The sequence below is a fragment of the Thauera sedimentorum genome (genome assembly GCF_014489115.1).
Lineage (GTDB): Bacteria > Pseudomonadota > Gammaproteobacteria > Burkholderiales > Rhodocyclaceae > Pseudothauera > Pseudothauera sedimentorum.
This window is the reverse complement of sequence record NZ_JACTAH010000001.1, coordinates 382,179-399,779: the sequence shown is the minus strand read 5'-3', so window position 1 is coordinate 399,779 and position 17,601 is coordinate 382,179. Positions and strand designations below refer to the sequence as shown.

Annotated in this window: 11 protein-coding genes; 4 read left to right on the top strand and 7 right to left on the bottom strand. The window is 67.9% G+C overall.

Translation table 11 applies throughout. The features are described from left to right. Positions 1 to 9 precede the first annotated feature (9 nt). From purE to IAI53_RS01735, 7 genes are all read right to left on the bottom strand, one after another. The gene (gene purE / locus IAI53_RS01765; protein ID WP_187716445.1) at positions 10 to 498 is read right to left on the bottom strand and encodes a 5-(carboxyamino)imidazole ribonucleotide mutase; all 489 of its coding nucleotides are present in this window, start codon (positions 496 to 498) and stop codon (positions 10 to 12) included. Between the two features lies 1 nt (position 499). Further along, the gene (gene folD / locus IAI53_RS01760) at positions 500 to 1,375 is read right to left on the bottom strand and encodes a bifunctional methylenetetrahydrofolate dehydrogenase/methenyltetrahydrofolate cyclohydrolase FolD (protein ID WP_187716444.1); all 876 of its coding nucleotides are present in this window, start codon (positions 1,373 to 1,375) and stop codon (positions 500 to 502) included. A 177-nt stretch (positions 1,376 to 1,552) separates the two neighbouring features. Beyond that, on the bottom strand, positions 1,553 to 2,170 hold the full coding sequence (locus tag IAI53_RS01755; protein ID WP_187716443.1) for an indolepyruvate oxidoreductase subunit beta: 618 nt from the start codon (positions 2,168 to 2,170) through the stop codon (positions 1,553 to 1,555). A gap of 13 nt (positions 2,171 to 2,183) precedes the next feature. Next, positions 2,184 to 4,049 carry a thiamine pyrophosphate-dependent enzyme gene (locus IAI53_RS01750; protein WP_187716442.1) on the bottom strand — a complete coding sequence of 622 codons (1,866 nt, stop codon included), beginning with the start codon at positions 4,047 to 4,049 and terminating at the stop codon, positions 2,184 to 2,186. Positions 4,050 to 4,213: 164 nt separating this feature from the next. Next, positions 4,214 to 5,962 (bottom strand): potassium/proton antiporter, encoded by a 1,749-nt coding sequence (locus IAI53_RS01745; RefSeq protein WP_187716441.1) that lies wholly within the window; start codon positions 5,960 to 5,962, stop codon positions 4,214 to 4,216. Positions 5,963 to 6,098: 136 nt separating this feature from the next. After that, positions 6,099 to 6,734 (bottom strand): response regulator transcription factor, encoded by a 636-nt coding sequence (locus tag IAI53_RS01740; RefSeq protein ID WP_187716440.1) that lies wholly within the window; start codon positions 6,732 to 6,734, stop codon positions 6,099 to 6,101. Next, complete coding sequence (locus IAI53_RS01735) at positions 6,709 to 9,420, bottom strand: PAS domain S-box protein (RefSeq protein ID WP_187716439.1); 2,712 nt, start codon at positions 9,418 to 9,420, stop codon at positions 6,709 to 6,711. The genes IAI53_RS01740 and IAI53_RS01735 overlap by 26 nt, the downstream gene beginning before the upstream one ends. A 195-nt stretch (positions 9,421 to 9,615) precedes the next feature. Here IAI53_RS01735 and IAI53_RS01730 point away from each other — a divergent pair, with 195 nt between their 5' ends. The 4 genes from IAI53_RS01730 (at position 9,616) to lpdA (ending at position 17,377) form a co-directional block, all read left to right on the top strand. After that, positions 9,616 to 10,827: an ABC transporter substrate-binding protein gene (locus tag IAI53_RS01730; RefSeq protein ID WP_187716438.1), complete on the top strand. Its 1,212-nt coding sequence runs from the start codon at positions 9,616 to 9,618 to the stop codon at positions 10,825 to 10,827. Positions 10,828 to 11,226: 399 nt separating this feature from the next. After that, positions 11,227 to 13,908, top strand: coding sequence for a pyruvate dehydrogenase (acetyl-transferring), homodimeric type (gene aceE, locus IAI53_RS01725; RefSeq protein ID WP_187716437.1), 2,682 nt, complete (start codon positions 11,227 to 11,229; stop codon positions 13,906 to 13,908). A gap of 13 nt (positions 13,909 to 13,921) precedes the next feature. After that, entirely contained in the window at positions 13,922 to 15,589 is a 1,668-nt protein-coding gene (gene aceF / locus IAI53_RS01720; RefSeq protein WP_187716436.1) for a dihydrolipoyllysine-residue acetyltransferase, read from the top strand. Positions 15,590 to 15,601: 12 nt separating this feature from the next. Continuing rightward, on the top strand, positions 15,602 to 17,377 hold the full coding sequence (gene lpdA / locus IAI53_RS01715; RefSeq protein WP_187716435.1) for a dihydrolipoyl dehydrogenase: 1,776 nt from the start codon (positions 15,602 to 15,604) through the stop codon (positions 17,375 to 17,377). The last annotated feature ends 224 nt before the right edge of the window (positions 17,378 to 17,601 follow it).

Genomic DNA, 17,601 nt, shown 5'->3' with positions numbered 1-17,601 from the left:
GCGCGCTCATCAATCCAGGGTCATGTCCAGCACCGCCTGGGTCTGGCGGGCGCGGAAGGCTTCGAGCTTGTCGGCCAGCGCCGCATCATTGTTGGCGAGCAGCGCGACGGCGAACAGGCCGGCATTGGCTGCACCCGCCTCGCCGATGGCGAATGTGGCCACCGGGATGCCCTTGGGCATCTGCACGATGGAGAGCAGCGAATCCTGGCCGGAGAGCGCCTTGGACTGCACCGGCACGCCCAGCACCGGCACGGTGGTCTTGGCGGCGACCATGCCCGGCAGGTGGGCCGCGCCGCCGGCACCGGCGATGATGGCCTGCAGGCCGCGGGAACGCGCGCTTTCGGCGTATTCGTACATCAGGTCGGGGGTGCGATGGGCGGAGACCACGCGCGCCTCGAAGGGCACGCCGAAGTCTTCCAGCACCTTGGCGGCCGCCTTCATCGTGGGCCAGTCGGAGTTGGAGCCCATGATGATGCCGACGATCGGGGTAGCGCTCATTTCAAAGTCCCTTGCGGCGCGCGGCGCGCTCGGCGGAAATCACGGTGTTTTCCAGCAGCATGGTGATGGTCATCGGCCCCACCCCGCCCGGCACCGGGGTGATCGCGCCGGCCACCTGCGCGGCGGAATCGAAATCCACGTCGCCGCACAGCTTGCCGGCGTCCGGGCCTTCGGTGAGACGATTGATGCCGACGTCGATGACCACCGCGCCCGGCTTGATCATGTCGCCGGTGACGAAGCGCGGCTTGCCCACCGCCGCCACCAGGATGTCCGCGCGGCGGGTATGGAAGGCCAGGTCGCGGGTCTTGGAGTGGCACACGGTGACCGTGGCCCCGGCGTTGGTGAGCAGCATCGCCATCGGCTTGCCGACGATGTTGGAACGGCCGATCACCACCGCTTCCGCGCCGGCCAGCGGCACGCCGGTGGATTCCAGCATCTTCATCACGCCGTGCGGGGTGCAGGGGATGAAGGCTTCCTGGTTCTGGGACAGGCGGCCGACGTTCTCGGCGTGGAAGCCGTCCACGTCCTTCTCCACGCTGATCGCCTCCAGCACCGCGGCTTCGTCGAACTGCGGCGGCAGCGGCAGCTGCACCAGGATGCCGTGCACCGCCGGGTCGGCGTTGAGCTCGGCCAGCTTGGCCATCACCTCCTCGGGGGCAACGTCGGCGGAATAGTCGAAACGCAGCGAACGGATGCCGGCCTTCTCGCAGCCGGCCACCTTGTTGCGCACATAGACCGCGGAAGCGGGGTCCGCGCCGATCAGCAGGACCGCGAGACAGGGCTGCTCGCCGCGTGCCGCAAGCGCGGCCGCGCGGGTGGCGATCTCGCCGCGCACCTGTTCCGCCAGGGCCTTGCCGTCGATGATGCGTGCCGTCATGGGAATGGCCTTTGGAAAAACCGGGGATTTTATCGCAGCATCAGGGGCTTGTGCGAACGGGGCACGGGCCTCGCCCGGTAGGAGCGGCCTTGGCCGCGATGCGGCCTAAGAGGAAACAACCGCCGCATCGCGGGCAAGCCCGCTCCTACACGCCGGACGGCGCGGCCTTGGTACGGGCTAGGCCGCCAGCGCTTCCTCCGCCACCGCGCGCCGGCCCAGCTCGAAAGCCTGACGGTTCACGTCCACCAACTGCGGCTTGCGGCTGGCGAAGCGCGCCAGCACCGCCTCGCGCAGCACTTCGGCCGGGAAAGGCAGGCGGTCGGCCATGGCACCGAGCATCACGGTGTTGCCCAGGCGGATGTTGCCCAGCTCCTGCGCCAGCGCGCTGGCGTCGAAGGCGTGCACCTCGAGGCCCAGCGCACGGATCTCGGCGACCGGGTCCTCCGGGTAGTCGAACAGGCCGATGTTCACCACCGGCGGCACCAGGCGGCCGACGTTCATCAGCACCACCGCGCCGGGGCGCAGCATGTGCACCCAGCGCAGCGCCTCGGCCGCTTCGAACCCCACCAGCAGGTCCGCTTCGCCCGGCACGATCTGCGGCGACAGCACACGCTCGCCGAAGCGCAGGTGCGAGGTCACCACCCCGCCGCGCTGGCTCATGCCGGCCACCTCGGTCTTCTTGGCGTCGAAGCCGAGCGACAGCGCGGCCTCGGCGAGGATCTCGGTGGCGGTCATCACGCCCTGGCCGCCGGTACCGCACACCAGGATGTTGGTCGTCTTGTTGCTTGCAGTCATGCTGGCCCCATTCTCATTGCTTGCGCAGGAACTGGATCGGATGCACGGGATCGGCGTGCACGATGGCCTCCGGCGCGCAAGGCTGCACGCACAGGCCGCAGCCGGTACAGGCGGAGGTTTCGATGCGCACGAAGGACAGCTCCACTTCCTTGCCGGACGGTTTCACTTCGGTCTCGCGCCGGGTGACGTGGATGGCCGGACAGCCCACATCCACGCAGTTGCCACAACCGGTGCAGCGCTCGTCGACCACCAGGTAGGGCTTGGTGGGTTGGTAGTGGTCGATCAGCACGCAGGGACGGTCGGTGATGATCACCGAGGGCTCCTCGACCTTGGTCTCCTCGCGCAGCGCCTTGAACAGCACCGGCAGCTGGTAGGGATCGACCACGCGGATACGCTCGCGCTTCACTCCCAGGGCCTCGCACAGCTTGGCGAAATCCACCCGCTGGGCTTCCTCGCCGTGCAGGTCGCGCCCGGTGCCCGGGTTGTCCTGCCCGCCGGTCATGCCCACCGCGCGGTTGTCGAGCAGCAGGATGGTGACGTTGCCGCGGTTGTAGGTGATGTCGAGCAGGCCCTGCATGCCCATGTGCAGGAAGGTGGAGTCGCCGATCACCGCGACCACCTTCTTGTTGGCGTCGGCCGCCCCCCTGCCCTTGTCCATGCCCAGCGCCATGCCCATCGAGGCGCCCATGGAGATGCAGGTATCCAGCGCGTTCCACGGATGGCCGGCGCCCAGGGTGTAGCAGCCGATGTCGCCGGAGATGATGAGGTTGCGCATCTGCGACAGCGTGTAATACACGCCCAGGTGCGGACAGGCCACGCACATGGTCGGCGGACGCGGGAAGACCTGCTGCGCCGGCACATGCGCCGGGGCCGGGGCCGCGCCGCCGAACAGGCGGGCGACCGCCGGGCGCAGCACGTCGGGGGCGAGTTCGCCCAGGCGCGGCAGGATGTCCTTGCCGTGGCAGGGGATGCCGGCGGCCTTGAGTTCGGATTCGACCAGCGGCTCGGTCTCCTCCACCACCACCAGGTGCTGCACCCGTCCGGCGAGCGCGCGGATCTTGTGCAGCGGCAACGGACAGGACAGGCCGAGCTTGAGCAGCGGCGCATCCGGGAAGGCTTCGCGCACATGCATGAAGGCCGGACCGGAGGCGACGAAGCCGACGGAAAGGTCGCTGCCATCGAACAGCGGGTTCAGGTCGGAGGTTTCGGCTTCGGCCGCCAGCGCCGCCTCGCGTTCGAACATCAGCGGCAGGCGCGGCTTGGCGTTGCCCGGTACCATCACCCAGCGGCGCGGGTCCTTGGTGAAGCCGGCCGGCTCCACGGCGACCCGCTCGCCCACCTCGACACGGCCCTTGACGTGGCAGATGCGGGTGGTGAGACGCAGGATCACCGGGCAGCGGTGGCGCTCGGCCAGCTCGAAGGCCGCCTTGGTCATCGCGTAGGCCTCCTGCGCGTCGGCCGGCTCCAGCACCGGCAGGTGGGCGAAGCGGCCCCAGAAGCGCGAATCCTGCTCGTTCTGCGAGGAGGACATGCCCACGTCGTCGGCCACGGCGATCACCAGCCCGCCTTCGGTGCCGGTCACGGTCATGGTCATCAGCGCGTCGGAGGCCACGTTGAGGCCGACGTGCTTCATCGCGCAGAAAGCGCGCGCGCCCATCATCGAGGCGCCCAGCGCCACTTCCAGCGAGACCTTCTCGTTCACCGACCATTCGGCGTACAGGTCCGGGTAGTGCGCGAGCTCTTCCAGGATCTCGGTGGACGGCGTGCCCGGATAGGCGGCGGCGACCTTGCAGCCGGTCTCCCAAACCGCGCGTGCGACCGCTTCGTTACCCGAAAGGAACAGCCGGCTGGCGGCCGGTGCGGGCAAAGGTGCTCCCATGGACGGACTCCCCGATTCGTGCAGGCAAAGAGAGCAAACTTACCGGTCGGTCAAAGATACGCGCTTGATCGAGGTCAACGCCCGGACGATTGACCCTTTTCCATCCATGGGAAATATCTGTTGTGGCCCGGCCACGCGGGCGACCGCGGCCTACCGGTCGAAGCTCAGAACAGCCGCGGCAGCGAGGGGCACTTGAGGCCCATCTGGGTGACGTGCCCGGCGTGGTCCATCTCCTTGACCGTGAGCACGAAGGCGCCAATGCTGACCTTGTCGCCCACCACCGGCGGACGGGCCAGGCGGCGGCGGAACATCACGGCCAGCGGCAGTTCGACCTCGTCCTCCTGCAACTCGAAGCCGTAGGCCGCGGCCAACTCCCCCGCCGGGCAGTGCGGATCGACCACGAACTCGCCGAAGAAGCCGGCGTGCGCGGTCAGTTCGTTGCCCGCGCCGCCGGCAGCGAAGGCCTTGGCAAGGCGCTCGGCCAGTTCGTCGGGCGCGGCCAGCCACACCGAATCGCCCTGCGCGAGCCGCGTGCCGGAGGTGGTACGCAGGAGGTTGCCGCGCCGCACCACGGCCACGCAGCGCACTGCGTCGCTGCCTTCCTCGTCCAGCAGATCGTCGGGATGCCGCCCCTCCGCGCGCGAGCCGGCGGCCACGCGGTATTCCAGCAGGTCCAGCGCTGCGGTCTCGCCCACCCACACTTCGAGGCGGTCCACCGGCTCGTCGCGCGGCGGCACCACCACGCGGAACAGCCGGGCGGCCATCGGCACCGTAGCCCCCTGCACCAGCAGCGACACCAGCACCACCGCGAAGGCCACGTCGAACAGCAGGATGGAGTTGGGCACCCCCATCATCACCGGGTAGATGGCCAGCACGATGGGCACCGCGCCGCGCAGGCCCACCCAGGAGATATAGGCCACCTCGTTGCGCGCGAAGTGGAAGGGCAGCAGGCCCGACCACACCGCCAGCGGGCGGGCGACCAGCATCAGGAACAGGGCCATGCCCAGCGCGTAGCCGGCGTTATCCAGCAGGTGCGAAGGGGTCACCAGCAGGCCGAGGATCAGGAACATCCCCGCCTGGGCCAGCCAGGCCAGGCCGTCCATCACCCGCAGCACATGCTCGGTGGCGTGGCAGCGCTTGTTGCCGACCACCAGGCCGGCAAGGTAGATGGCCAGGAAGCCGCTGCCGTTGATGGCGTTGGTGGCGGAGAAGATCATCAGGCCGCCGGAGACGATGAGCAGCGCATACAGACCTTCGGCCAGCCGCAGGCGGGCGAGCAGCCGCGCCAGCACCCAGCCGCCGGCCACCCCGGCGAGCGCCCCCAGCCCCATCTGCGTGACCAGCAGGAAGGCGAAGCGCCAGCCGCTGGCCGCTTCGGGCTGCAGCAACACTTCCACCATGACGGTGACCAGCAGGATGGCCATCGGATCGTTGGCGCCGGACTCGATCTCCAGCGTGGCCTTGACCCGGTCGTTGAGCCGCACGCCGCTGTTGCGCAACAGCGAGAACACCGCCGCGGCATCGGTGGAGCCGACGATGGCGGCGAGCAGCAGGGCCAGGCTCCAGTGCACATCCAGCAGCCAGGTGGCGAACAGCCCAAGCAGCAAGGCGGTGCCGATCACCCCCCAGGTGGCGAGCACCGCGGCCGGCCACAGCGCCACCCGGAAGGTTTCGATGCGGGTGCGCAGGCCGCCGTCGAGCAGGATGACCGCCAGCGCAAGCTGGCCGACCAGCATGGCGGTGGAGAAATCGTGGAAGGCGATGCCGCCGATGCCATCCTCGCCGGCCAGCATGCCGACAAACAGGAACAGCAGCAGCAGCGGCAAACCGAGGCGTGCGGAGAGCGTGCTGGCCAGCACGCTGACGAACAGCAGCACACCACCTAGCAGGAGGAAAGCGTTGATCGAGGTCATCGTTGCCGATTACACCACAAGAACGGCGTACCACGATGCGGAACGCCGTTACCGCCAGGAAAAACGCCGCCGGCAGTGGCGCTGCGGGCGGCGGGCGGATGAAAGGGCGCGGTCCGCGCGGCCGCGGCCTGCGTGCTCAGCGCGGCGGAGCGGGCTCGGCGCTGACCACGTGCTGGACCAGTTCGGCCAGCGAATGCGCGCCCATCTTCTCCATGACCCGGGCGCGGTGCACCTCGACGGTCTTGATGCTGATGCCGAGCACGTCGGCGATCTGCTTGTTGAGCTTGCCGACGATGATCAGGTCCAGCACCTCGCGTTCGCGCTGGGTGAGCTGCTCCAGGCGGCGTGCGGTGTCGGCCTCCTGGCGGCGCTTGGAGCGGTTCTCGCGCTCGGTGGCCAGGCACTGCTCGATCAGGCCGAGCATGTCGCGGTCGGAGAAGGGCTTTTCGATGAAGTCCACCGCGCCCTTCTTGAGCGCGGACACCGCCATCGGCACGTCGCCGTGACCGGTGATGAAGATCACCGGCAAGGTGCAGCGCCGGCGGCCGAGTTCCTCGAACAGTTCCAGCCCGCTCATGCCGGGCATGCGCACGTCCAGCACCAGGCAGCCGGTGAGGTGTTCGTTGTAGACGGCGAGGAAGGCTTCGGCGGATTCGTGGGCCAGCACCTGGTAGCCGCTGGACTCCAGCAGCCAGACGAGCGAGTCGCGCAGGGCCTCGTCGTCGTCGATGATGTAGATGGTCTGGTCAGGCTCGGCGGGCAAGACGCTCACTCGCAGCCTCCGTGGGCAATGTGAAGGAGAAGATGGTACCGCCTTCCGGGTTGGATTCAACCGTCAGCCTGCCATCGTGGAACTCGATGATGGAGCGGCAGATGTTCAGACCCATGCCCATGCCCTCGGCCTTGGTGGTGTAGAAGGGGGTGAACAGGCGCTTGCGCTCTTCCTCGCCGATGCCGTGCCCGCGGTCGATCACCGCCACCTCCACACTGAGCGGCCCGAGCGCGCGCGCGCGCACCCGCAGCAGCCGGTCTTCCGGCGGGTTGTCGTGCATGGCGTCCAGTCCGTTCTTCACCAGATTGAGCACCACCTGCTCGATCATGATGCGGTCCGCATACACCGCAGGCAGGCCTTCGGGCACCTCCTCCTCTACCCGCACGCCCATGCGCCGGGCGTCAATCTCGGCAAAGCCGATGGCGTCGTCGAGGACCTCGCCGATCGGCACCGCGCTGCGCCGCGGCTCGCTCTTCTTCACGAACTCGCGCACCCGACGGATGATCTTGCCGGCGCGCTCGGCCTGGAAACTGGCCTTCTGCATCGCCGCCAGCAGGTCCTCCTGCTTCCAGTTGCCCGACTGCATGCGGGTCACGCAGCCCATGCAGTAGTTGGCGATGGCCGACAGCGGCTGGTTGAGTTCATGCGCCAGCGTGGAGGCCATCTCGCCCATGGTGATCAGGCGGCCGGTGCGCTGCAGGCGCTCTTCCTGCTGGCGCGAGACCTCGGCGGTCTGCTTGCGGTCGGTGATGTCGGTGGCGATGCCCATGCGCACCACCCGGCCGTCCACCCAGCGCGTGGCCTGCTCGCGCACGTGATACCAGCGCCCCGAGAGCGGGTGCTGCAGTTCGCCGTCGAACAGCTCGCGCGGCAGGTCGACCAGGGCCAGGCCGCGCGGGTCCACCCGGTAGTCGCCGCGCTCGGGCTGGGGCACCGCCACGCCGCGCACCGTGCGGCCTACCGCGTCGAAGCCGTGGATGTTCTTGAACGCGCGGTTGGCGAAGAGGATCTCGTCGGTGCGCGCATCGGCCACGAACACCGCCGCATCCAGGCCGTCGAGCACCGCCTCGAAGCGCTCGTGCGCCGCTTCCAGCGCGGCTCGCACCCGCTTCGGTTCGGTGATGTCGGTGACCGAGGCCATCCAGCCGGTCTGCTTGCCGGTCAGGTCGATCAGCGGCGACAGGTAGAAGCGCGCGTCCAGGCGCTCGCCGTTCTTGCGCCTGATGCGCATCTCGAAGCCGCCCGAGGGCGCCTGGCCGGCCAGGGTCAGCTCCAGGTTGCGCTGGCAGGTGTCGACGTCCTCGGCCGGCCAGTAGGGGAAAGGCGCCTCGGCGCCGACCAGCTCGTCCTGCGAAAAGCCCACCATGCGGCAGAAGGCCGAGTTCACATAGATGATCCGCCCGGACAGGTCGATGGCGCGCAGGCCGGTGAGCACCGACTCCTCCATCGCCTTGCGGAAGGCGGACTCGGCGCGCAGCGCCTCCTCGGCCGCCTTGCGTCCGGTAATGTCGTGCGCCACCGCGTACACCAGCTTCTCCTCGCGCACCGGGTTGATGCTCCACACCAGCCACTTGTAGCGCCCGTCCTTGCAGCGGCAGCGGTTCTCGAAGCTCACCGCCTCGCCGCCTTCGAGCAGGCGCAGGTGGTCCAGCGTGGTGGCGGCGTCCTCGGCGTGCACCAGGTCGAGCAGCGCACGGCCGGCCAGTTCGTCCGGCGGGTAGCCCAGGACGCGCTCGAAGGCCGGATTGCAGCGCCGGAAGCGCCCGTCGAGGCCGACCACGCAGAGCATGTCGAGCGAGAGATTGAACAGGCGGTCGCGCTCGCGCTCGACCTGCACCCGGCGCAGCACATGGGTGCGCAGCAGCCACAGGCTCCAAAGCACGAACACCGACAGGCCGATGATGATCATGGTCGGCAGCGCCTGCGGCAGGTGGCCCGCGGTGCGGAAGGCGGTGGCGCGCAGACGCAGGCCGCCGCCCGGCGGATCGAGCGGAATCTCGAAGGACACGCTCTCGTCCAGTTCGTTCACCCCGGAGCTCACCGCCAGCGTCTCGCCCTGCGGGCTGACCAGCGCCAGGCGGTACTTCTCGGCAAACCAGCCGGGGACCATGTGGCGCGCCATGCGCTCGATGGAGTAGACGGCGGCAATGGCGCCGAGGAACTCGCGACCGCGACGCACCGGCACATAGACCTCGATCACCGCATTGCTGCGCGGATTGACATAGGGAAGGCCGTAGCTCGGCCCACCCTGGTCGCGGGCCCGCTCGTAGGGTTCCAGCTGCGGCCCGGAGAGCGCGTCGCCGGCCAGCCATTCCGTGGTATCGAAGGGCGCCGACCAGCGCACCAGTTCGTCGGTGCCCACCCACACCACGTTCACCAGTTCGCTGTTGTTGGCGATGTGCTGGTTGGCGCGCAGCTGGAAGGCGTCCGGATCGAGCGCCCCGGCGGCGAGGTCGCGCGCGAGCTGGCCGAGGAATTCCTCGGTGCCCTGCATGTGCAGGCGCAGGGTCTGCTCGGCCCATTGCACGTCGCGCGCCACCGCGCTGCGCTGCGCGGCCACCTCGCGCTCCTGCAGCAGCCACACCAGCGCGAGCATGGCGACGGCGAACAGCACCACCGCCACATAGGGCGCGGTCCAGTACCAGCGGGTGGGAGCAAATTGACCGCGGTCGGCGGAATCGGACATGGAATGAAGGGTCGGTCGCGGTTTGCGGTGCGCACAGGCGGCGGGTGGTCCGTGCCGGTGGCATTCAGTGCGCCATTCTTGCCGCGCTGCGCGCGGGCCGACATTCGGTCTTTCCCTTACCGCGGACAGGGTCGCGGCAGGCGCTTGGGGTTTTCGCCAATTCAGCCCCGCGACCGGCCGGCTTACAGTCCGGCCATGTTCCCAAGAGCTCCGCTTCGACTGCTGCGCCGTGCCTGCGGGCCGCTGCTGGCGGCACTGGTGCTGGCATCGGCGCAGGCCGTGGCGGTGGAGCCTGTCCGCATCGGCGTATCCGGACCGTTCACCGGCGGCTCCAGCCCGATGGGGATCTCGATGCGCGAAGGCATCCGCATCGCCGCAGCCGAGATCAACGCCGGCGGCGGCGTGCTCGGCCGTCCGATCGAGCTCGTCGAACGTGACGACGAGGCGCGCAACGAGCGTGGTGCCCAGGTGGTGCAGGAGCTGATCAAGGAAGGCGTGGTGGCCGGCCTGGGCATCGTCAACACCGGCGTGGCGCTCGCCAGCCAGCGCTTCTACCAGCAGGCACGCATCCCGGTGATCACCTCGGTGGCCACCGGCTCGCTGATCACCAAGCAGTTCCTGCCGCCCCAGCACCCGGAGAACTTCGTCTTCCGCGTATCGGCCAACGACACCCTGCAGGCGGCGATGATCGTCGAGGAAGCGGTGGAGCGCCGCGGCCTGCGCCGCGTGGCCATCTTCCACGACGCCACCAACTACGGCCAGCTCGGCCGCGAGGACCTGGAGCGTGCGCTGGTCGAGCGCGACATCCATCCGGTGGCGGTGGAGCGCTTCCAGCTGCGCCAGGCCGACATGCTCACCCCCTTGCGCCGCGCACGCGCGGCCGGCGCCCAGGCCATCCTCACCTACGGCATCGGCCCGGAGCTTGCGCAGATCGCCAACGGCATGGCGCGCATGGGCTGGAAGGCGCCGCTGATCGGCAGCTGGACGCTGGCCATGTCCAACTTCATCGACAACGCCGGGCCCAACGCCGAAGGCGCGCGCATGCCGCAGACCTTCATCCAGGAACCCACCACCGAACGGCGCGCGAGCTTTCTCGCCGCCTGGAAGGAGAAAACGGGAACGGAACGCATTCCGGTGCCACCGGCCGCCGCGCAGGGGTATGATTCGGCCTTGCTCCTCGCCGCCGCCATCGAGCAGGCAGGCAGCACCGACGGAGACCGCATCCGTGAGGCACTCGAAGACCTGCGCACCCGGGTCGAGGGCGTGATCATGACGTATGATCGTCCCTTTTCCCGGACCAGCCACGAGACGATCACCGATACCCGTGACATCTCGATGGGCGAGGTGCGCAACGGACAGGTGGTCTTTGCAAGAGACGAAGACCGTCAACGGGCAGTCCGGCAATGAAGCCGCAACCCGACATCCGCTTTCCCGATCGGCCGGGAGAATCTCTCCCTCCCTCCCTCATCTCCCGGCCGATTTTTTTCCCCCACGTTTCGCCCGCTACACACGCCCGCTGCGACCTGCTCCACCGGCAGTTCCGCCTCCGCGCCCGACAACGCCCGCCCCGCTGCAGACCAGCATCCGGCGGGCGTTGTTGCATCCGGGCCGAACGAGCGCCGCCGTCGGCTTCATTGCAACAGGCGAAACGATGTTGCACATCGCGAAACAACGTTTTATAGTTCGAGGAGATGGCCGTCCGCCGCTGCGGAACGGCCACGCGCGCATCAAATCAAGAACCGCCCCTGCCCGGTTCCACCCCCGCCGGGAGGGATTCGCTAACCGCAAGTCATGAGGAGACAGACCATGACCGGGAAATCCAACGTACTGCTGCAGGCCGATCCGGACGCGCAGGAGACGCAGGAATGGCTGGACGCACTGGCCGCAGTCGTCGATAACGAAGGCGCACCGCGCGCCCACTACCTGATCGAGAAGCTGATCGAATCCGCGCGCGAAGAGGGGGTGGACATCCCCTACTCCGCCAACACGCAGTACATCAACACCATCCCGGCCGAGCAGCAGCCCAAGTACCCGGGCAACCCGGACATGGAGATCAAGCTCCATTCCTACATCCGCTGGAACGCCATGGCCATGGTGGTGCGCGCCAACAAGCACACCAACGTGGGTGGCCACATCGCCTCCTTCGCCTCGGCCGCGGCGCTCTACGACGTGGGTTTCTCGCACTTCTGGAAGAGCCTGGAGCATGAAACCGGCGGCGACCTGATCTTCTTCCAGGGCCACTCGGTGCCCGGCGTGTATGCGCGCGCCTTCATGCTCGGCCGCCTCACCGAAGAGCAGATGGACAGCTTCCGCCAGGAAGTGGGCGGCAAGGGTATTTCCTCCTATCCGCACCCCTGGCTGATGCCGGATTTCTGGCAGTTCCCCACCGTGTCCATGGGCCTCGGCCCGCTGCAGGCCATCTACCAGGCCCGCTTCATGAAGTACCTCGCCAGCCGCGGCCTGATCGACGCCGCCAAGGCCGAATCGCGCAAGGTGTGGGCCTTCCTCGGCGACGGCGAGACCGACGAGGTCGAGTCGCTCGGCGCCATCGGCATGGCCGCGCGCGAGCGTCTCGACAACCTGGTGTTCGTCATCAACTGCAACCTGCAGCGCCTGGACGGCCCGGTGCGCGGCAACGGCAAGATCATCCAGGAACTGGAAGCCGAATTCCGCGGCGCCGGCTGGAACGTGATCAAGGTGATCTGGGGCACCCACTGGGACGCGCTGCTGCAGCGTGACAAGAAGGGCATCCTCAAGAAGCGCATGATGGAATGCGTGGACGGCGAGTACCAGACCTTCAAGGCCAAGGACGGCGCCTATGTGCGCGAGCACTTCTTCAACACCCCGGAACTGAAGGAGCTGGTGGCCGACTGGACCGACGACGAGATCTGGAATCTCAACCGCGGCGGCCACGACCTGTTCAAGATCTTCGCCGCCTACAAGGCCGCCACCGAGCACAAGGGCCAGCCCACGCTGATCCTCGCCAAGACCATCAAGGGCTTCGGCATGGGCCAGGCCGGCGAGGCGATGAACATCTCCCACCAGCAGAAGAAGCTGGACATCGACGCCATCCGCCGCTTCCGCGACCGCTTCGGCCTGCCGGTGCCGGACGACAAGCTCGCCGAGCTGCCCTATCTGCGCTTCGAGGAGGGTTCGCCCGAGTACAAGTACATGATGGAGCGCCGCATGGAGCTGGGCGGCTTCCTGCCGCAGCGCCGGCAGAAGGCCGAGCCGCTGGCGGTGCCGGGCCTGGACGCCTTCGCCGCGCTGCTGAAGGCCTCCGGCGAAGGGCGCGAGCTGTCTACCACCATGGCCATCGTGCGCATCATGAACACCCTGCTCAAGGACAAGCAGATCGGCCGACACATCGTGCCCATCGTGCCCGACGAGAGCCGCACCTTCGGCATGGAAGGCATGTTCCGCCAGTACGGCATCTGGAACCAGCAGGGCCAGAAGTACGTGCCGGAAGACCATGACCAGCTGATGTTCTACAAGGAATCGGAAACCGGCCAGGTGCTGCAGGAAGGCATCAACGAGGCCGGCGCGATGGCCGACTGGATCGCCGCCGGCACCGCCTACAGCGTGCACGGCGTGCAGATGGTGCCCTTCTACATCTTCTATTCGATGTTCGGCCTGCAGCGCACCATGGACCTGTGCTGGGCGGCAGCCGACCAGCGCACCCGCGGCTTCATGATCGGCGGCACCGCCGGGCGCACCACGCTCAACGGCGAAGGCCTGCAGCACGAGGACGGCCACAGCCAGATCATGGCCAACATGATCCCCAACTGCGTGTCCTACGACCCCACCTTCCAGTACGAGGTGGCGGTGATCGTGCAGGACGGCATGCGGCGGATGTTCGCCGAGCAGGAGGACATCTACTACTACATCACGGTGATGAACGAGAACTACGAACATCCCGAGATGCCGGCCGGCGCCGAGAAGGACATCCTCAAGGGCATGTACGCCTTCCGCAAGGGCGCCGACAAGAAGGGCCCGCGCGTGCAGCTGCTGGGTTCCGGTACCATCTTCAACGAGGTCATCGCCGCCGCCGAGCTGCTGAAGAACGACTGGGGCGTGGAAGCCGACCTGTGGGGCTGCCCGAGCTTCAACGAGCTGACCCGCGACGGCCAGCACTGCGAGCGCTGGAACCTGCTCCACCCGATGGAGGCGCCGAAGAAGTCGCACGTCGAGGCCTGCCTGGAAGGCAGCGAAGGCCCGGTGATCGCCGCCACCGACTACATGAAGCTCTTCGCCGAGCAGATCCGCCCCTTCGTCAAGCGCAGCTACGTGACCCTGGGCACCGACGGCTTCGGCCGCTCGGACACCCGCGAGCAGCTGCGCCACTTCTTCGAGGTGGATCGCTACTGGGTGACCCTGGCCGCGCTCAAGGCGCTGGCCGACGAGGGCGCGATCGAGCGCGAGAAGGTTGCCGCCGCCATGGTCAAGTACAAGCTCGACCCCAACAAGCCCGATCCGGTGACGGTCTGAGGAGGAGATGACGATGAGCCAGTTGATCGAAGTGAAGGTTCCGGACATCGGCGACTTCTCCGAGGTGCCGGTGATCGAGCTGTTCGTCAAGGTGGGCGACACCATCGCGGTGGATGACGCGATCGCCACCCTGGAATCCGACAAGGCCACCATGGACGTGCCCTCCTCGGCCGCCGGCGTGGTCAAGGAAGTGCTGGTCGCGGTCGGCGACAAGGTCGCGGAAGGCAGCCTGCTGATCAAGGTGGAAGCAGCCGGCGCGGCTGCTGCGGCGCCCCAGCCGGCTGCCGCGGCACCTGCTGCCCCGGCACCCGCTGCCCCCGCCCCGGCTGCCGCCGGCGGCGTGGTCGAGGTCGCAGTTCCCGACATCGGCGACTTCTCCGACGTGCCGGTGATCGAGCTGTTCGTCAAGGTCGGCGACAGCATCAAGGTGGACGATGCCATCGCCACGCTGGAGTCCGACAAGGCCACCATGGACGTGCCCTCCTCGGCTGCCGGGGTGGTCAAGGAAGTGCTGGTCAAGGTCGGCGACAAGGTGTCGCAGGGCACGGTGATGATCAAGGTCGAGTCGGCAGGCGCCTCGGCAGGCGCCGTTGTTGGGTCCCCTCCCCTTCAAGGGGAGGGACAGGGTGGGGATGGGGTTCAGCCAGCGTCCGGCAAGACCCATCCCCCTCCCAGCCTCCCCCTTGAAGGGGGAGGAGCGAAAGCACCGGCCCCCGCGCCCGCTGCAGCCCCCTCCGCGGTGAAGCTGGGCGGCAAGGTGCACGCCAGCCCCTCGGTGCGCGCCTACGCCCGCGAACTGGGCGTGGATCTCGCCCAGGTCAAGGCCACCGGACCGAAGAACCGCATCCTCAAGGAAGACGTCACCGCCTTCGTCAAGGGCGCGATGAGCACCGGCGTGGTGCCGGGCAAGGCGGCTGCGGCCGGCGCGGGCGCGTCGCTGGGCGGAGGGCTGGACCTGCTGCCTTGGCCGAAGGTGGACTTCGCCAAGTTCGGCGAGGTCGAGGTCAAGCCGCTCTCCCGCATCAAGAAGATCTCCGGCCAGAATCTGGCGCGCAACTGGGTGATGATCCCGGCTGTGACCTACCACGAGGACGCCGACATCACCGACCTGGAAGCCTTCCGGGTGGCGATGAACAAGGAGCACGAGAAGTCCGGCAAGAAGCTCACCATGCTCGCCTTCATCATCAAGGCCTCGGTGCGCGCACTGCAGGAATTCCCCGAGTTCAACACCTCGCTCGACGGCGACAACCTGGTCTACAAGAAGTACTTCAACATCGCCTTCGCCGCGGACACCCCCAACGGTCTTGTCGTGCCGGTGGTCAAGGACGCCGACAAGAAGAGCGTGTTCGAGATCGCCGCGGAAACCGGCGCGCTGGCCAAGAAGGCGCGCGATGGCAAGCTGGGCCCGGCCGACATGTCCGGCGCCTGCTTCACCATCTCCTCGCTGGGCGGCATCGGCGGCACCTACTTCGCACCCATCGTCAATGCGCCGGAAGTGGCCATCCTCGGGGTGAACAAGTCGGTGATGAAGCCGGTGTGGGACGGCAAGCAGTTCGTGCCGCGCCTTACCCTGCCGATGTCGCTGACCGCGGATCACCGCGTCATCGACGGCGCGCTGGCCACCCGCTTCAACGTCTATCTCGCCCAACTGCTGGCCGACTTCCGTCGGGTCATGCTGTAAGGAGGCCCGGACATGAGCCAGATCGTTGAAGTAAAGGTGCCGGACATCGGTGATTTCGACGCGGTGCCGGTGATCGAGCTGTTCGTCAAAGCCGGCGACAGCATCAAGGTGGATGACGCCATCTGCACGCTGGAGTCCGACAAGGCCACCATGGATGTGCCCTCGTCGGCCGCCGGCGTGGTCAAGGAAGTGCTGGTCAAGCTCGGCGACAAGGTCAGCGAAGGCGCGGTGCTGATCAAGGTCGAGGCGGCTGGCGAAGCCGCTGCGGCCCCTGCTCAGGCTAGCGCCCCGGCGCCGGCCGCAGCACCCGCCGCGGCGTCGGCCCCGACCGCAGCCGCGCACGCCGGCAGCGCCGACGTCGAGTACGACATGGTCGTCCTCGGCGCCGGCCCAGGCGGCTACTCGGCGGCCTTCCGCGCCGCCGACCTCGGTCTCAAGACCGCGATCATCGAGCGTTACGCCACGCTCGGCGGGGTGTGCCTGAACGTCGGCTGCATCCCGTCCAAGGCGCTGCTGCACGTCGCCGCGGTGATCGAAGAGGCCGAACATGTCGAAACCGCCGGCATCAAGTTCGCCAAGCCCACGGTCGATGTCGACGCGCTCCGCAAGCACAAGGACGGCGTGATCGGCAAGCTCACCGGCGGGCTGGCCGGTATGGCCAAGGCGCGCAAGGTGGATGTGATCCGCGGCTACGGCAGCTTCCTCGACCCGCATCACATCGAGGTCGAAGAAACCACCGGCAGCGCACAGGACAAGACCGGCGCCAAGAAGGTGGTGAAGTTCAAGCAGTGCATCATTGCAGCCGGTTCCGCCGCCGTGCACCTGCCCTTCATCCCGCGCGATCCGCGCATCGTGGACTCCACCGGCGCGCTGGAACTGCGCCAGGTGCCGGGCAAGATGCTGGTCATCGGCGGCGGCATCATCGGCCTGGAGATGGCCACGGTGTATTCCACGCTCGGCGCGCGCATCGACGTGGTCGAGATGATGGACGGCCTGATGCAGGGCCCGGACCGCGACGCGGTGAAGGTGTGGGAGAAGCAGAACGCCCAGCGCTTCGACAAGATCATGCTGAAGACCAAGACCGTGGCCGTCGAGGCCAAGGACGATGGCCTTTACGTGAAGTTCGAAGGCGAAGGGGCACCCGCCGAGCCGGTGAAGTACGACATGATCCTGCAGTCGGCGGGCCGCGCGCCCAACGGCAACAAGATCGGCGCCGACAAGGCGGGGGTGATCGTCGGCGAGCGCGGTTTCATCCCGGTGGATGCGCAGATGCGCACCAACGTGCCGCACATCTTCGCCATCGGCGACGTCGTCGGCCAGCCCATGCTTGCCCACAAGGCGGTGCATGAAGCCCACGTCGCGGCGGAAGTCGCGGCCGGACAGAAGGCTGCCTTCGACGCCACGGTAATTCCCGGCGTGGCCTACACCCATCCGGAAGTGGCCTGGGTCGGCTACACCGAGGCGCAGGCCAAGGCCGAAGGCAAAAAGGTCGAGGTGGCCAAGTTCCCCTGGGCCGCCTCGGGCCGCGCGATCGCCAACGGCGCCGACTACGGCTTCACCAAGCTGATCTTCGATGCGGAAACGCACCGCGTGATCGGCGGCACCATCGTCGGGCCGTCTGCCGGCGACATGATCGGCGAGGTCTGTCTGGCCATCGAGATGGGCGCCGACGCGGTCGATATCGGCAAGACCATCCACCCGCACCCGACGCTGGGCGAGACGGTGGGCATGGCGGCCGAGGTCGCGCACGGCAGCTGCACCGACCTGCCGCCGATGCGCAAGAAGTAGTCAGCGGACGGCGGGTTTCATCCCGCCCACAACCACTACCGGCGGGCCGACCGGAACCCCAGGGTTCCGCCGGCCCGCTGCCTTTTGTGCCTGTCCCGAGCATGCGGACGATTTTTGCTGCAGCGCACAATTATTTGTTGACATCAAGAATTCGTACTCTACACTTGTAATTGTGCACCGCAGCAATTCGCTCTCTCAGCGGGAGGCTGCCGGCAACACCGACA